Here is a 19,147-nt window from a genome sequence, read left to right as displayed (position 1 = left end):
CCCCCTTAATAAATAATTAAGAGGGCTCTATTAATATTAAATATCCGTTTGATTATTACTACTTTCAATTAAGTGTTTAATCATCTCTTCCGATTGATTTTGCACATCAACCGCAGGTGCTGCTGCATCAATGCTTCCCCCACTTTGAGCTGGAGTATAAGCAATTGCAGAGCCTTCGTCCTCAACCAGTGTATTTAGCGCTATAAGCTGCTCTGCATCTTCGCTAATAATAACGTCATCAATATTAAGCGGTTCCGCCGAACTCATTTGGACCGTTTGCTCAGGTGTTGACAGACCACTCAAGTTACCTAAGTCAATTGTTTCAGTGCTTAATACGTTGCTGCTTGAAACTTCATTAGGAATTGTATCGCCTAGAGCCGACTCTTCGCTAAATGATGCAGGGATTGTATCGCCAGAAGCAGCGCTTGCTCCATTATCGTAAATATTGCCTGACTCTATAAATACATCATTTCCATTTTTAACTTGATAATTACCAGCTTCGTCCACAGTATAGAAATGCGTGTTTTCAAGACCTGTACCCAGTAAACCTAAAAGATTCAGATCTAAATTAGTAGAGTCCCAATTACCTTGAGCATCTACAACTGCATATGGCGCTGAAGTTAATGCTAAATCAATGCCTAAAACTAATGAGTCGAAAATATAGACCTTACTTCCCTCACCGCCATCAGATGTACCTTCGTAACCAACCAATATCCCTATACCCAATAAATTAAGTAAGTACTCAGGTTCTACTGTAAAGTTGATCGGTGTATTATCAATAACCAATCCAGATAAACTACCGCTTGATGTTGCGTTTCCAGAACTATCGGTCGCTACAGCTGTTACTGTATAAGCCCCATCAGCTAAGGTAGTATTAGCTGTTACGCTCCACTCACCAGATGCATCAGCAAATACTGTTTCAGTTGCCTCTGTAGCGCCACTAAAGATCACCGTTACTGACTCACCTGGAGCGGCTGTACCTGTTATAACTGGGTTTTGATCTGTAGTTAGTACCAATCCTGAATCAATTGTAATACCTGAGTCAATTGCGCTACTTGATGATTGCGTACCAGTATTACTTGCACCATCAACAATGCTTACATCAACGCTGTAGTTGCCCTCAGGAAGTACTTCTGCTGATGTCACACTCCACGTCCCATCAGCTCCAACTGTTGTTTGAACATTGTGAGTGGCACCAGCTGAATCAGTAAACATAACTATAACCGCTGCACCTGCAAAGCTTCCAGTAACTGACCCCGTAACAGTAGGCGTTGTATCTTGCCCTACCAATATTGGATCTATGACTACAGTTGGCGCTGTGTAGTCTGTGCTTGACACCATAGTATCGCTAGCAGAATTACCCGCTGTATCGCTTATTGATGCTGTTGCACTAAAGCTACCTTCACTAAGCGCGGTGGTAGCTGTTACTGACCATGTGCCACTTCCTGAAACTTGAGCGGTAATAGTTTGTGAATCATTATTAGCATCGGTAATAACAACACTCACATTTGTACCTGCTGGTGCATCACTTGTACCTGTAATTGTTGGTAACGGGTTATTAGTAACAGGTAACTGGTTAACTTCAACTGTTGGTGGTGTTAAATCAATAATGCCACCTAGGCTTGTAGAACTTGTAAGCCCTAAGTTTTCAACTGTAGCACTTACAGTAAAGGCACCTTCAGCTAATGGTGTTGTAGGTATTAGAGTCCATACACCTGCAATAGCTTGGGTGTTATATGTCGTTGCTGTACCGCTACTATCGGTAATAACTACCTGTACGTCACCTGCTAATATATCTGTGGTACCTGTAATTGTTGGCGTTGTATCGCTTGTATCTACAATTTGATTAATTAACAAACCTGGTAAGGTTGTACTAATAGTGCCCGTTTGCGTAACTGTTGCTATATTCCCAGCATCATCTGTACTTATTGCCTCAATTGTTAAGTCACCTTCAGCAAGTAAAGGAGTAACAATAAGCCATGTTCCGTCTCCTAATACCGAAGTGGTAACTACATATAATGTATCTGTAGAGTCAGTAATATTTACGGTAATTAAACTTCCTACCTCTTCATCGCTTGTCCCTTCAATAGTAGGTGTTAGCGTATTAAGTACACCAAACGCATCAATTCCTAGCGCTGGCGCTATAGTATCTATCGTTACTTGCTCAATGGCCGACTGCCCTGTATTACCTGCGGCGTCAGTTATACTTGCAGAAACAGTATATATACCATCTGATAAGCTAGTAGTTACTAAAGACCAATTGCCATCTCCATCAATTAAAGTATTAAATACGGTTTCGTTGCCATTACTACCAATAACAGTTACATCAATATTTGTGCCTTCCGCCTCTGGTGATGTACCTGAAAGCTCTAATATATCTGTATTGCTAATGCTCAGTGGTAAAATTCCAACCACTGGTACTAGCGTATCAACGACGAATTCAAGCGTATCGGTAACTACATTACCTGCATCATCAGTAATACTCACATTAGCAACGTGTTGCCCTTCAGATAATGCATCAACTTCAAGTGTAAATATTCCCAAAGCATCAACTGTAGTAGTTAGTACAGTGCCGCCATCTAGTTGTATTTCAACAACACCATTAATTAAATCACTGGTACCTTGGATTATTGGCGTTGAATCTGATGTTGTGCCAATAACCTGTAAGCCAAGTGTTGGCGATATTGTATCCACCACTGCGGTAAGTAGTTGCGTGGTAGTAATACCGACCTCACTTAACACGTCAACTGTTACACTAAATGTCCCCTCAGCTAATGATTGAGGAACCTGCACAGCCCACGTATTATCGGCTTGCACTATAGCCGTAAGCTCTTGTACTACATTTTCGCTATCTACCACTTTAACTAGCACTTCAGTGCCTGGTGCTTGGTCGGTCGTACCACTAATTATTGGTAAATCGCCCTCACCAGTAGCAAAGTCAACTACCGCATTTAGTACTGGGGTTGAAGCATCTACATCAGCAGTCGTAATAGTGGTGGTGTTACCCACATCATCGGTTGCCGAGGCTTCAATAACTGATAAGCCAATAACATTAACGGCTAGGCCTAATAGCTCCCAATCACCATTTGCATCTGTGGTTACATCGTATGTTAAATCGAGTAAATCACCTGCAAGCTCTAGAGTAACCGTAACGGTTTTACCTTCGCCCAAATCAGATGTACCAGATAAAGAAACCAACTGACCTAATAGGAACGAAGGCACAATTGTTAGCTCTGGTCCCACGGTATCAACCTCACCACCGGTTTTATTGTCGACCGAAGTATTGCCCGCAGCATCGCTAATAGTTGCACTAACACTGTAAACACCGTCAGCTAAAATATTATTAGCAGCCGCTTGCCAGTCTCCATTGCCATCGGTTTGAACGGTCATTTGATGAGAAACTCCAGCAGAATCAGTAAAGGTAACTATAACGTTTGTATTTGCTTCGTTAGATGTGCCTGTAATTAATGGAGTGCTATCTTGAGTCAGTATTAATGAACTTTGATTAATACTAATCTCAGGAGCAATTGTATCAATGGTTGCTGTATTTGTTGCGTCCCCGGTATTACCAGCGCTATCAGTAACAGAGACTTCAACTGAATAATCTCCTTGTGATAGAGAGCTAGTTGCCTCTACAGACCATACACCACCAGTTTGAACTGTTGTATTTACAGTATGCTTATTCCCTAGTGCATCGGTAAATACCACAGCAACTGCATCACCTACCATGGCACCTGTCACATTCCCTGAAATACTTGGAGTTAGATCGGTACTTCCAGCAATATCGTTAATGGTCACAACTGGCGCTGTTATGTCAACTTCCCCTGTAATACTTGTGTTTACAGGATTACCGGCAGTATCTGTTGTTGAAGCTAAAACCGTGTAAGTGCCCTCGCTCAACTCTGTACTTGCAGCGACTGACCATGTGCCATTTGCACCAACCGTAGCATTAACCGTTTGCTCTGCACCTAAGCTATCAGTAATTAAAATAATAACTAATGCGCCTTGCGGTGCGGTTGTTGTGCCTGAAATTGTAGGCGTTGTATCATTTAAAGTTACAAGCGGCGTAATACTAAGCGTTGGCGCGGTTAAATCGATAACACCGCTACCTGTTGTATTACTCGTTAAGCTTCCTTCAGTTACACTTGCCGAAACAGTAAACTCACCTTCAGGAAGAATAGTTGTCGCATCAACACTCCAAATCCCGCCTACTACCGTCGTAGTTACAGTATGTGAAACGTTATTAACGTCAGTTATAACGACTGTGATCACCGAGTTATCTATTGCACTACTTGTGCCTGATATTGCTGGTGTTTGATCGTTCGTATCAACAATTGTATTAATATTAATTGTAGGCGCATTGGTATTTAAAGTTGCGGTACTATTTGCAACTGATTCATTCCCTGCGGCATCAGTAACACTTGCAGAAACTGTAACTTCACCATCAGTCAGTACATCTGTAATATCTACAGTCCAAGCACCTCCTGCACCAACAACAGTTGTGTAAGTCTCGGTACTATCTCCATCGGTCACAGTTACTGTAATACTCGTGTTTTCAGGTTCATTGGATGTGCCTGAAATAGTTGGCGTGCTGTTATTAATTGTACCTAATGCATTTATAGTAATACTTGGTGCTTGAGTATCAACAAAACTCGAACCTGTATCAGAGCCTGTATTACCAGCATCATCGGTAATACTTACCTCTACATCATAATTGCCATCTGGCAAGCTTGGCGCTGTAACTTGCCAATCGCCGCTAGCATCAACTATTGCGGTTAAAGTATGTATGTCATTATTACTATCTGTAATGACTATATCGACCACCGTATTCTGTGGTTCAGTTGAAGTACCACTTACAATTGGTGTATTAGTGTTAAATACAGTTATATCATTAAGTACAATAACAGGTACTTGGGTATCAATTGTTAAATCAATAGTCGTGCTGCTGATATTATTAGCGTCATCGGTAATACTTACTTGCGCCGTATAATCACCATCAACAAGTGCTACGGGGACATCTACTTGCCAATTGCCATCAGTACCCACAGTTGCTGTTAGTGTTTGACCACCAATAATAATGCTTACATCTGCACCTATCTCATTACTTGTGCCTGAAATTGTAGGTGTTGTATCTATTGTCGCGTTAACTTCGTTCACAATTAATGTAGGATCAACACTGTCTATTTCACCTTGAGCCTGCTGCGTTGTTAAGTTACCAACACTGTCTCTAACCTCTGCAACAACGGTATATTGACCTTGCGCTAGCTCTGCAGGTACAGCAACAGACCAGTCGCCACCGGCTTGAACTGTCGCAGTAAACGCTTGGCTTTCTCCTTCACTATCAGTCACGGTTATATTAATTACAGTGCCTTGCCCCATATCGGTGGTGCCGCTAATTACTGGCGTACTGTCATTAGATAAAGCATCGACACTAACGGTTAATTCTGGTGCTACGTTATCAAAATCAAGTGTATTGATTGTTCTGACATTACCAGCTGCATCCGTTGCACTGGCAGTCACATAGGCAAGGTTTAGTAAAGGTACTGTTATGTTTGCAAGCCCCCACGTACCATCAGGATTTGTCGTTGCTGTATAAGTTGCACCAACTAATCCCCCAACTAGGTACTCTGTAATAGTGATTACAGAACCCCCTGGTAGATCAGAATCCCCCGAAAGAGAAACTAAATTACCTAATAAAAACGATGGAATAATTTCAAGATCCGGAGCGGTTATATCGACTTCGCCAGTGTCTGTACCCGTGCCTGTATTGCCTGCGGCATCGGTGATACTGGCGCTGACGCTGTAATTACCTTCCGCTAAATCGCCGCTTGGCGTTACACTCCAGTTACCACTTGCATCGGTTTGTACATCAATAGTTTGCACTGCATTCGCTGCATCGGTAAACGTAACCGTGATGGTGCTGTTAGGCGCATCACTGGTGCCAGTAACCGTCGGTGTGCTGTCGTTTGTTAATAATGGCGCATCTACACTCACACTTGGTGCTGTGGTATCAATGGTGCCGTTGCCGGTAATATTGGTGCTGTTACCTGCCACATCGCTGATGTTGGCGGTGATCGTGTACGGCCCTTCAGCCAGTGCAGTCGGTACTTCAACTGAGAAGTTGCCATCAGCATCCACAGTGGTGGTGAACGTTTGTGTATTGCCTTGATCGTCCACTACGGTGAAGTTAATAACCGTGCCTTCAACCGCATCGCTTGTGCCGCTGAGTGTCGGGGTGATGTCGCTACTTGAGCCTGGACTGGTAAGCACAAGTGTCGGTGCAATGGTATCTATTTCACCAGTGCCTGTGGCAGTGGTGTCGTTGGCTGCCACATCTTCAACATTCGCGCTAATGCTGTATGCGCCTTCTGCAAGTGCTACCGGTACAGGAATTGACCACGTACCATTAGCAAGCACGGTGGCGCTCATTGTTTGCGCTGCACCGGCACTGTCTGTCACAATAATAGTGACTTCACTGCCTTGTGGCGCATCGCTTGTACCCGAGATAGTCGGTGTCGTGTCATTGCTAACACCATTATCTGCAATAAGAAGGCTTGGTGCGGTTAAGTCAATCTCGCCTGTTTCGGTGGCGCTGCCGATATTACCTAGTCCATCATCTACTTCTGCGGTGACCGTGTATTCGCCTTCAGCTAACTCAACAGGCGCTGCAACGCTCCATAGGCCACCGGTGACCGTGATGGTCGTGGTGGTTTCAGCTCCTGCACTGTCTACAAACGTTAAGCTGATAGTGGTGCCATCGGCTGCATCACTTGTACCATTAATGGTTGGTGTGGTGTCGTTGGTATCAACCAAGGCATTAATGTTAATGCTCGGCGCGATGGTGTTGAGTGTCGCGGTTTCACTTAATGTGGTGGTGTTTCCGGCGTTATCGCTCACGCTGGCTTCAATAGTAAGCTCTCCATCAGCTAATGCTGTCGGCACATCTGCTGACCAACTGCCATCGGCTTGTACTGTCGCGGTGAACGTTTCGGTTGTGGTGCCGTCGCTTACGCTGATGTTTATCACTGTGCCCGCTGGCGCATTGCTGCTTCCGCTGATTGCTGGGGTGCTGTCGTTCGTAGCGCCCACGGTATCCAGTGTTAATGTCGGTGCTAAGGTATCAAGAGTGCCTGATTGAACTGCGCCACCTGTGTTGCCTGCATCATCGGTGATACTGGCTTGTACGGTGTAGCTGCCATCTGGTAATTCAGGGCTGGTTGCTTGCCAATTACCGCTGGCATCAACTGTGGCAGTGATTGGGTGCTCATCACCGTTACTGTCGGTAATAATAATGTTGATAACCGTGCCTTCAGGCTCTGTTGAGGTACCACTAACAACTGGGGTGCTGTCGTTACCTAGACCCAATGCGTCAACAGTGACGATTGGTGTAACCGTATCAACATTGCCACTGCTATTCGCTGTGCTCTCATTGCCTGCGGCATCGGTAATGCTCGCAACAACTGTGAAGTCACCTTGGGCAAGCGCGTTTGATACTTCAATAACCCAGTGGCCATCGCTGTCAACTATTGTATCAATGGTTTGCACAGCACCTGCGCTATCCGTGATAGTGAGTGTGACAGTGCTACCAATTTCATTACTGGTGCCCTGCAGCTCAGGTGTTAAATCGCTAACATCGCCTACGTTTTGAATGGTGAGTGTTGGCGCTTGCGTGTCGATGGTGGTGGTGTCACTCCCGGTGGTTTCGTTGCCGACACTGTCGCGCACACTTACTTCAATGGTCGTTTCACCTTCGCTTAGCGGTGTGGTTGGTGTGGCGCTCCAATCACCATTTGCATCCACAAGGGCGGTGATAGTTTGTGGGTTGCCTGCGCTATCAGTAACCACTATAGTCACTTGTGCCCCCTCGCCCGCATCACTTGTGCCGCTTATGATTGGCGTGTTGCTGTCGCTTTGTGCTGCAACATCAACAGTGAGTGTCGGCGGTGTATTATCAAAGTCATCTGAGCTAATTGTACGGGTATTACCTGCGGCATCGGTCGCTGTTGCGATCACTGAGCCTAAGTTCAGTAATGAGATATCAATACCAGTCAGTGACCAGTTACCATTGGCGTCAGTGGTTGTGGTGTAACTTACGCCCACACCGCCGCCAACAAGTTGCTCAGTAATAGTAATTTCACTGCCAGCCGGTAAATCAGATGTACCGTTTAATAACACCAATGAACCTAATAAGAAGGTAGGTGTAAATGCTAAGTCTGGCGGTGTTATATCGACTTCGCCACTGTCCGTGCCGGTGCCTGTGTTGCCTGCAGCATCGGTGATGCTGGCGCTGACGCTGTAATTACCTTCCGCTAAATCGCCGCTTGGCGTTGCACTCCAGTTACCACTTGCATCGGTTTGTACATCAATGCTTTGAGTGGCATTCGCTGCATCTGTAAACGTAACTGTGATAGTTCTATTAGGTGCATCACTGGTGCCAGTCACTGTGGGTGTGGTGTCATTGGTGAGTACTGGCGCATCCACGGTAATGCTTGGCGCGGTCGTGTCTATTGTGCCGTTACCTGTAATACCGGTGCTGTTACCTGCTGCATCGCTGATGCTGGCGGTGATCGTGTACGGCCCTTCTACCAAGGCAGTCGGTACTTCTATAGAGAAGTTGCCATCGGCATCCACAGTGGTCGTAAAGGTTTGTGTATTGCCTTGATCGTCCACCACGGTGAAGTTAATAACGGTGCCTTCAACGGCATCGCTTGTGCCGCTAAGTGTCGGGGTGATGTCGCTACTTGAGCCTGGACTGGTAAGTACAAGTGTCGGTGCAATGGTATCTATTTCACCAGTGCCTGTGGCAGTGGCTTCGTTGCCTGCGGCATCGCTCACACTGGCGCTCACTGTAAAGGTGCCTTCAGCCAGTACTTGCGTGGCTGCTACGCTCCATGTGCCATTAACCCCTAATGTGGTCGTTACGGTATGAGTAATATTATTACTATCGGTGATTTCAACGCTCACGGTGCTGCCTTGTGGCGCATTCGCTGTGCCAGTGATCGTAGGTGTTGTGTCATCAGTCACGGTTACATCATTTACGGCAATATTAGGAATGGTCGTATCCACTACACCATTTTCTGTTGCTGTACTTGTATTGCCGCTTCCATCTGTAACACTCGCTTCAACTTCATAACTGCCTTCAGCTAAGTCAACAGGGGCTTCAACACTCCAGATACCGTCTGTAACGGTTGTTTGTACCGTGTTTGTTATGTCATTACTGTCCGTGATACTGACGGTGATAATAGTGCCATTTGCTGCACTGCTGGTACCGCTCACATTCGGTGTTGTATCATTTGTGTCCATTAATGCATCGATATTAATACTCGGTGCGTTGGTATCTAATGTTGCGCCTTCACTTAACATGGTGGTGTTGCCTGCACTGTCGCTGACGCTTGCTTCGATAGTGAGTGGACCGTCAGTCAGTGCATTCGGTACATCTGCTGACCAACTGCCATCGGCTTGTACTGTCGCGGTGAACGTTTCTGTGTTATCTGCATCCCTGACGTTAATCGTTATAACCGTGCCTGCTGGCGCGTTTGATGTCCCGCTAATTGTTGGTGTGCTGTTATTCGTGGCGCCCACGGTATCCAGTGTTAATGTCGGTGCTAAGGTATCAAGAGTGCCTGATTGAACTGCGCCACCGGTGTTGCCTGCATCATCGGTGATACTGGCTTGTACGGTGTAGCTGCCATCTGGTAATTCAGGGCTGGTTGCTTGCCAATTACCGCTGGCATCAACTGTGGCAGTGATTGGGTGCTCATCACCGTTACTGTCGGTAATAATAATGTTGATAACCGTGCCTGCAGGCTCTGTTGAGGTACCACTAATCACTGGAGTGCTGTCGTTACCCAAACCCAGTGCATCAACGGTGACAACCGGTGTGATGGTGTCTACGTTACCACTGCTGCTCGCGGTGGTGTCGTTGCCTGCAGCATCAGTAATGCTGGCAACAACGCTAAACTCACCTTGGGCAAGCGCGTTTGATACTTCAATAACCCAGTGGCCATCGCTGTCAACTATTGTATCAATGGTTTGCACAGCACCTGCGCTATCCGTGATAGTGAGTGTGACAGTGCCACCAATTTCATTACTGGTGCCCTGCAGCTCAGGTGTTAAATCGCTAACATCGCCTACGTTTTGAATGGTGAGCGTTGGCGCTTGCGTGTCGATAGTCGTGGTGTCACTCACGGTGGTTTCATTGCCAACACTGTCGCGTACACTTACTTCAATGGTGCTTTGACCTTCACTTAATGGTGTCGCTGGTGTGGCGCTCCAATCACCGTTTGCATCCACAAGGGCGGTGATAGTTTGCGGGTTGCCTGCGCTGTCGGTCACTACAATAGTGACTTGCGCGCCTTCACCCGCATCGCTTGTGCCGCTAATAACCGGTGTATTGCTGTCGCTTTGTGCTGCAACATCAACAGTGAGTGTCGGCGGTGTATTATCAAAGTCATCTGAACTAATTGTACGGGTATTACCTGCGGCATCGGTCGCTGTTGCGATCACTGAGCCAACATCAAGTAAAGATACATCCAACCCGACTAATGACCAGTTGCCATCCGCATCCGTTGTAGTGGTATATGTTGCACCAATACCACCGTTAACAAGTTGCTCGGTAATAGTAATTTCACTGCCAATGGGCAAGTCAGACGTACCGCTTAGGGTAATTAATAAACCAAGTTCAAACGTTGGTGTAAAGGCAAGTGCTGGCGGGGTTACGTCTACTTCGCCACTGTCCGTGCCGGTGCCTGTGTTGCCTGCAGCATCAGTGATGCTGGCGCTGACGCTGTAGTCACCTTCAGCTAATGTACCTGTTGGTGTCGCACTCCAGTTACCATTAGCATCGGTTTGTACATCAATGCTTTGAGTGGCATTTTCTGCATCGATAAACGTAACGGTAATGGTGCTGTTAGGCGCATCACTGATGCCTGTCACTGTAGGCGTGCTGTCATTTGTTAATAATGGCGCATCTACACTCACACTTGGTGCTGTGGTATCAATGGTGTCATCGCTCGCAATATCGGTGCTGTTGCCTGCCGCATCGCTAATACTTGCTTCGATGCTGTATGGCCCTTCTGCCAGTGCAGTCGGTACTTCCACTGAGAAGTTGCCATCAGCATCCACAGTGGTGGTGAACGTTTGTGAGCTACCAAAATCATCCACTACGGTGAAGTTAATAACCGTGCCTTCAACCGCATCGCTTGTGCCGCTAAATGTCGGGGTGATGTCATTACTTGAACCAGGGCTGGTAAGTACAAGGGTCGGTGCAATTGTATCCACCTCTCCTGCGCCTGTGCCGTTGGCTTCGTTGCCAGCGGCATCGCTCACGCTTGCGCTTACGGTGAAGTTACCTTCTGCAAGGGCTGTCGTAACAGGGGCTGACCACGCGCCACTTCCGCCAACTGTCGCGGTAATGGTTTGCTGTGCACCGGCACTGTCTGTCACAATAATAGTGACTTCACTGCCTTGTGGCGCATCGCTTGTACCCGAGATGGTCGGTGTCGTGTCATTGCTAACACCATTGTCTACAATAACAAGGCTTGGTGCGGTTAAGTCAATCTCGCCTGTTTCGGTGGCGCTGCCGATATTACCTAGGCCATCGTCTACCTGTGCGGTAACAGTATATTCGCCTTCGACTAAATCAGTTGGTGCATCGATGCTCCATACACCACCCGTTACCGTCGTATCAACAGTCGTAATATTCCCTGCACTGTCTTCAAACGTTAAACTAATCGTGGTGCCATCTGCCGCATCGCTTGTACCATTAATGGTTGGGGTGGTGTCGTTGGTATCAACCAATGCATTAATACTAATGCTTGGGGCCGTGGTGTTGAGTGTTGCGGTTTCACTTAATGTAGTGGTATTACCGGCGTTATCACTAACGCTAGCTTCAATGGTGAGCTCACCATCGCTCAGTGCATTCGGTACATCCGCTGACCAGCTGCCATCAGCTTGTACTGTTGCGGTGAACGTTTCTGTATTATTTGCATCCGTGACGTTAATCGTTATAACCGTGCCTGCTGGCGCGTTCGATGTCCCGCTAATTGTTGGTGTGCTATTATTCGTGGCACCGACTGTGTCTAACGTCAATGTCGGCGCTAAGGTATCTAGGTTGCCTGTTTGTGTGGCGCCGCCGGTGTTGCCTGCATCATCGGTGATACTGGCTTGCACACTGTAGCTGCCCTCTGGTAATTCAGGGCTGATTGCTTGCCAGTTGCCGTTCGCATCGACTGTGGCTGTAATTGGTGTTTCATCGCCGTTACTGTCTGTGATAACAATATTCACAACGGTGCCTTCAGGCTCTGTTGAGGTACCACTAACAACTGGGGTGCTGTCGTTGCCTAAACCCAGTGCATCAACGGTGATAACGGGTGTAATAGTATCTACATTACCACTGCTGTTGGCAGTGGTGTCGTTGCCTGCAGCATCGGTAATACTCGCGGTTACAGTGAAGTCACCTTGCGCAAGCGCACTTGGAATTTCAATGTCCCAGTGACCATCACTTTCAACGGTGGTGGTAATGGTTTGCACAGCACCTTCGCTGTCGGTGATGGTGAGTGTAACGGTGCCACCAATTTCATTACTGGTGCCTTGCAATGTCGGTGTTAAGTCGTTTACATCGCCAACAGTTTGAATAGTTAATGTCGGTGCTTGCGTATCTAACGTAATTGTATCTGTAACTGTTGTCGTATTTCCTGCTTCATCAGATACACTCACTTCGATGGTGTTATCACCTTCATTTAAATCTGCTTGTGGAGTTACTTCCCAGTTACCATTTGTATCTACTGTGGTGGTAAGTGTTTGTTCAACCCCGTTTCCATCAGTAATAACAACCGTGATGCTGGTACCAACGTCTGCATCACTAGTGCCTGAAATGGTAGGTGTTGAGTCGTTAGTTACAGTATCAAAGTCAACGGTTAAACTAGGCCCTGATGTATCTATGTTGCCTGTAGCCGTATCTGAAGCACTATTTCCAGCAGCATCAGATACTTCAGCTTCTACAGAATAATCGCCCGAGGCCAACTCTTGAGAAAGTTCAACACTCCAATTACCTTCTACATCCGTTGTAGTGCTAAATGTGCGAACAACCCCTTGAGAATCAGTAACCGTTAAATTTATAACTGTGCCTGAAGCTACGTCTGTTGTGCTACCTGAAATAATTGGAGTAGTGTCATTACTAGTTTCTAGTTCATTAACTTGTATTGTTGGAGGCGTAATATCAATTACAGCATCAAGCTCTGCATTAGCCGTTCCACCACCTATGTCTGTTACTGTTGCACTAATTAAAATGGTGCCCTCAGCTAAATTTGCAGGCGGAGTAACACTCCAAAGACCGTTTTCATCAACAACTGTGGTTAAAGTAATTATTGCACCCGCTGAGTCAGTGATCTGAACTTCAACTTGAGAGCCAGCTTGTGCATTAAAAGTATCACCATTTATTTGAGGTGTTTGATCGTTAGTTTCGCCAATAATATCAATGGTAATGGTCAATGCGCTTGTATCAATTGTGCCTGAAGCACTTGCTGTGCCTTCATTACCAGCGCTATCACTAATACTTGCATCTACAGAGTAGCTTCCTTCAGCTAAAGCCGCGGATACTTCTGCAGTCCAACTTCCATCTGCAATTACTTCTGCTGTAATTATTTGTACTGCACCGTTAGCATCGGTCACTGTTAAAGTTACGGTTGAACCAGCTGGCTCACCGCTAACTGTGCCTGAAATAGTTGGTGTTGTATCACTCGTATCGCCTAGCGCATTAATAGTAACTATTGGCGCTGTGGTATCAACTTCTCCCGTTGTTGTGGCTGTGGTTTCATTACCCGCGGTATCAGTAACCGATACTTCAACAGTAAATTCGCCTTCACTTAATTCATTTGCTACATCAACACTAAAGGTGCCATCGGCTTGTACTTCAGTAGTAATTATTTGTGGATTACCTGCTTCATCAGTTACCGTAATAGTAACAACTGTGCCTTCTGGCTCACCTGTTGCGGTGCCTGAAATGGTTGGTGTGGTATCGTTAGTATCACCTATGGGGTCAATAGTAACTGTTGGCGCGGCAGTATCAACTTCTCCCGTTGTTGTGGCTGTGGTTTCATTACCTGCGGTGTCAGTAACGGATACCTCAACAGTAAACTCACCTTCACTTAATTCGTTTGGTACATCAACACTAAAGGTGCCATCGGCTTGTACTTCAGTGGTAATGATTTGTGGATTACCTGCTTCATCAGTTACCGTAATAGTAACAACTGTACCCTCTGGCTCACCCGTTGCAGTGCCTGAAATAGTTGGGGTGGTGTCGTTACTATCAGCCAGTGCATCTATCGTGATCACCGGTGCTGAAGTATCAACTTCTCCAGTCGTAGTTGCTGTGGTTTCATTACCTGCGGTATCGGTAACCGATACTTCAACAGTAAATTCGCCTTCACTTAATTCATTTGGTACATCCACACTAAAGGTGCCATCGGCTTGTACTTCAGTGGTGATTATTTGTGGATTACCTGCTTCATCAGTTACCGTAATTGTAACTAATGTGCCTTTTGGCTCACCCGTTGCGGTGCCTGAAATTGTTGGGGTGTTATTATTAGTATCACCTACAGGGTCAATAATCACTGATGGCGCGGCGGTATCAACTTCTCCTGTTGTTGTTGCTGTGGTTTCATTACCTGCGGTATCGGTAACCGATACCTCAACAGTAAATTCACCCTCACTTAATTCATTTGGCACATCAACACTAAAGGTACCATCGGCTTGCACTTCAGTGGTGATTATTTGTGAGTTACCTGCTTCATCCGTAACTATAATAGTAACAACCGTGCCTTCTGGCTCACCCGTTGCGGTGCCTGAAATAGTTGGGGTGGTGTCATTACTATCCGCCAGCGCATCTATCGTGATGACCGGTGCTAAAGTATCAACCTCGCCAGTCGTAGTTGCTGTTGTTTCATTACCTGAAGTGTCAGTAACGGATACCTCAACAGTAAATTCGCCTTCACTTAATTCATTTGGTACATCCACACTAAAGGTGCCATCGGCTTGTACTTCAGTAGTAATTATTTGTGGGTTACCTGCTTCATCAGTTACCGTAATAGTAACAGCTGTACCCTCTGGCTCGCCCGTTGCAGTGCCTGAAATAGTTGGGGTGGTGTCGTTAGTATCACCTACTGGGTCAATAATAACTGTTGGCGCGGCAGTATCAACTTCGCCCGTCGTTGTTGCTGTGGTTTCATTACCTGCGGTATCGGTAACCGATACCTCAACAATAAATTCGCCTTCGCTTAATTCATCTGGTACATCAACAGTGAAAGTGCCGTCAGCGAGTACTTCTGTGGTGATGGTTTGTGGGTTACCTGCTTCATCAGTCACGGTAATAGTAACAACGGTGCCCTCTGGCTCGCCCGTTGCGGTGCCTGAAATAGTTGGTGTTGTATCATTGCTATCCGCCAGTGCATCAATCGTAATATTTGGTGCGGTATTATCGATAGTTCCTTGTGCTGAGGTTTCACTTTGGTTACCTGCTTCATCGCTAACGATGGCATTAACGCTAAAGTCACCTTGAACTAACTCATTAATAGCATCAGCTGTCCAAGTACCATCAGCTAGCGTTTGTGTTGTAATTGTTTGTGTATTACCACCAGCGTCCGTCAATGTTAACGTAACCGTTGTTCCAGCTGGCACATTTTGTACGGAACCTGAAATTGTTGGAGTAGTATCGGCGCTATCTGGGATTGCATTAATTGCTATAATTGGAGCTGATAAATCAATTGTTCCAGTACCGGTATCGCTTGCTTCATTACCTGCAGCGTCTGTTACTGTTGCCGTAATTGTAAAGTCGCCTTCAGCAACAGCTTGAGTTGCACCTACTTGCCAAGTTCCATCTTCTGACACAACCGCCGTCAATGTTTGAGACTCACCATTTGCATCAGTAACTAAAACACTAACAAGGCTACCCGGAGCTACATCACTCGTTGTTCCGCTAAATGTAGGTGTTGTATCGTTTGAATCAGCAAAGTCATTTATTGCAACTAAAGGAGGGGTGGTATCAACTGTGCCTAATTGTGAATCTTGAGCTGCGTTACCCGCATTATCAGATACATTAGCTGTTACTGTAAAATCCCCCTCACTTAAAGCAGTTGGAATCTCAATACTCCAAGTACCATCAGCACTTATAGTAGTAACTAACTGTTGCTCAGCCCCTAGACTATCGGTAACAGTTAAAGTTACTTCACTGCCCGATGCTAATCCTTGGGTAGAGCCTGTAAGAGTAGGTGTTGTATCGTTTGTATCTGCAATATTGTTAATAGTCACGCTTGGTGCGGTTAAATCAACCGTACCTGTAACAGTTGCAGTACTGCTATTACCAGCAGTATCACTAACACTCGCTGTTACTGTGAAATCTCCTTCACTGAGATCTGCAATAATATCCGCTGTATATGTACCATCGGCATTTGTAAGTGTTGTGAGTGTTTGTTCATTGCCTTCACTGTCAGTTATTACTAATGTAACTTCGGTCCCTGCAGGTACATCAATTACAATACCGCTTACAGATGGGGTTACATCATTCGTATCCTCAATAGGATTAATCGTGATTGCAGGGTCGGTTAAATCAATCTCTCCAGTTTCACTTGCAGAAGCTGTATTACCTGCAGCATCAGTCACTGTTGCAATTACACTAAACGGACCTTCAACCAATTCATTACTTGCCTCAACTGACCAGCTTCCGTCAGCACCAGTAACTACTTGCACGGTTTCTGCTACGCCATCGCTTCCTGTAAATGTAACGGTTACTAATGCACCAGGCTCTACGTCTTGGGTAGAGCCGCTAACTGTTGGTGTTGTATCGTTAGTATCAATAATAAAATTAATGCTTACCGTTAAATCAACATTACCTACTGCACTTGCTTGCGCCTCATTACCCGAGTCATCTATAACAGCAGCAACTACGGTAAAGTCGCCCTCAGGTAGAGGGGTTGTTACTTGTGCAGTCCACGAACCATCAGCTTGCGTCACTGCAAGTAATGTAAACGTACTCCCATCGCTTGCCGTAATAGTTAAAGTAATGGTTGTACCTGCAGGCACATTACCGGTGTTACCACTTAAAAATGGAGTGGTATCGTTAGTATTAGCAATTGCATCGATTTGAATTGAAATAGGAGCAAACGTTATTTCGCCGTTTGTTTGCGCAGTAGCCTCATTACCTGCTGGATCGGTTACTGACGCAGTTGCTGTAAACTCACCACCTGGCAAGATTTCATTAGCATCAACACTCCATGTGCCATCTTCATTTAATAAAGTAGTTAAAGTTTGTACGCTACCGTTTATATCGGTTACTAATACTGTAATTACAGAGCCTGCTGGGGCGTCTTCTACCCTACCTACAAATGTTGGTGTAGTATCGTTAGTATCAGCAATTGCAGTAACGGTAATATCTGGATTTGTTAAATCAACAACACCTTGGTTATTTGCTTGGGCTTGATTACCTGCAGCATCGCTTACACTTGCATCAACCTCAAACTGCCCTTCAGCCAATGGCGTAGTTACGTCAATAGACCAATCACCATCAGCGTTAGTTTGGGTTAATAATGTTTGAGTTTGACCATTAAAATCGGTAATAACCACACTAATAATAGAGCCAGCAGGTACATCTTGCGCGTTACCTGTAATAGTTGGCGTGGTGTCTTGAGTATCGTTAATATTATTAATTTGTACCGTAGGCGCCGTTAAATCAACTACTCCTGAATCACTTGCTAATGCTAAGTTTCCTACACTGTCGCTTACTTGTGCATCAACAGTAAAATCACCTTCGGGTAAAGGAGTCCCAACTTCTACACTCCAGCTTCCATCGGCTTGAGTAACCGCAGTTAATGTTTGTATTTGTCCTGCACTATCTGTAACAGTAATTGTTACTTGCGTGCCTTCAGGAACACCATTTGTTGTTCCAACAAGTGGTGGTGTTGCGTTATTTGTTTCATCAGTTACATTTACTGTGATTACCGGAGCAGTTAAATCTACATTCGCTAAAGCTTGATCTACAGCTTGATTTCCAGCGGCATCAATCGCCACTGCGCTTACGTTAAACTCTCCTTCAGATAAAGGTGAGGTAGTAGTAATAACCCAATTTCCTAGCGCATCAACCTGAGTAACAATTGTTTGTACCGTACCTGCACTATCCGTTAACGTGACTGACACATTATCCCCAGTATTCAACCCAGATACAGTCCCTGTTATTGTCACTGTTTGCGAAGCAGAATCGGCAACAGGATCAATAGCAATAAGCGGAGGTGTTGTATCAATTTCTATAGAAATAGTGTCGTTTATAGGGTTGCCAACAGGATCTGTTGCTTCAACAACAACGGTCACAGGGCCATCCGCAACTGGAGTTGGTAGGGTTATTTCAAAGGTACCATCAGGGCCAATCACAACACTAACTACTTGAGAATTTCCATCAACATCAGTTACCGTCACATTAACCGTTTCGCCAATTAAGTTTTCACTCGTACCGGTAATTGTTGGTTGTGATGAATTAGTAACGCCCAGCTCATTAAGTGAAATAGAAGCCGAAGTTGCGTCAGGCACAATACCATCAGAGGTATCTCTTAAATTAAAAGCTTCAGTAGCGCTTTGATCAAAAGAAGAATCAAAAGTAACACTACTAGGATCAACACTTTCAGAAATTCGGGTTAACTGTACAAACGAACTACCTCCATCTGCACCAGCTGCATTACCGCCACCAGCGGCTGTTGCCTCTAAATTATCTAAAATGTCCCCATCACCCTCTAATGCATCTAAAAAATCTGTTACATCTGAATTAGCCGCCGTTGATGAGTCTTGTTCTGTACCTAAATCTAAGCTTGCGATTGCTTCATCTAAACTTTCATCAAAAACAGTTGTTTCGCTAGAGTCTCTTGCTTCTTTAGCTAATAGGTCTGGTGTTATTTTTACCTTTTGATTTGCGGGTATAGATAAGGTTTCACCTTGCACATCTATTTGTAACGACGACTTAATAGCAGTAACAACTAAATCACCTACGGTAATAATGTCACCAACGTTTAACGCTCTTATTGAGCCATCATCCAACACAACACCCGCCGAACCCTGAATATCAATAACTACAAGTTGATTTGCTTCCATTTAGGTACCCTCAAACTTT

At 45.4% G+C, this 19,147-nt stretch carries 1 protein-coding gene; it reads right to left on the bottom strand.

The features are described 5' to 3' along the window. Nucleotides 1-36: 36 nt before the first annotated feature. Nucleotides 37-19,128 carry an Ig-like domain-containing protein gene (locus I6F48_RS02030; protein WP_197118694.1) on the bottom strand — a complete coding sequence of 6,364 codons (19,092 nt, stop codon included), beginning with the start codon at nt 19,126-19,128 and terminating at the stop codon, nt 37-39. Between the last annotated feature and the right edge of the window lie 19 nt (nt 19,129-19,147).

This window comes from Pseudoalteromonas sp. SWYJ118 (assembly GCF_015864505.1).
In the GTDB taxonomy this organism is placed as follows: domain Bacteria; phylum Pseudomonadota; class Gammaproteobacteria; order Enterobacterales; family Alteromonadaceae; genus Pseudoalteromonas; species Pseudoalteromonas arctica.
Note: the sequence above shows the minus strand (reverse complement) of the source record. Positions and strands in the feature narration are given on the sequence as shown.

Coding starts and splice junctions, on each gene's coding strand:
- I6F48_RS02030 (WP_197118694.1), bottom strand. CDS start 19,128: ATGGAAGCAAATCAACTTGTAGTTATTGATATTCAGGGTTCGGCGGGT.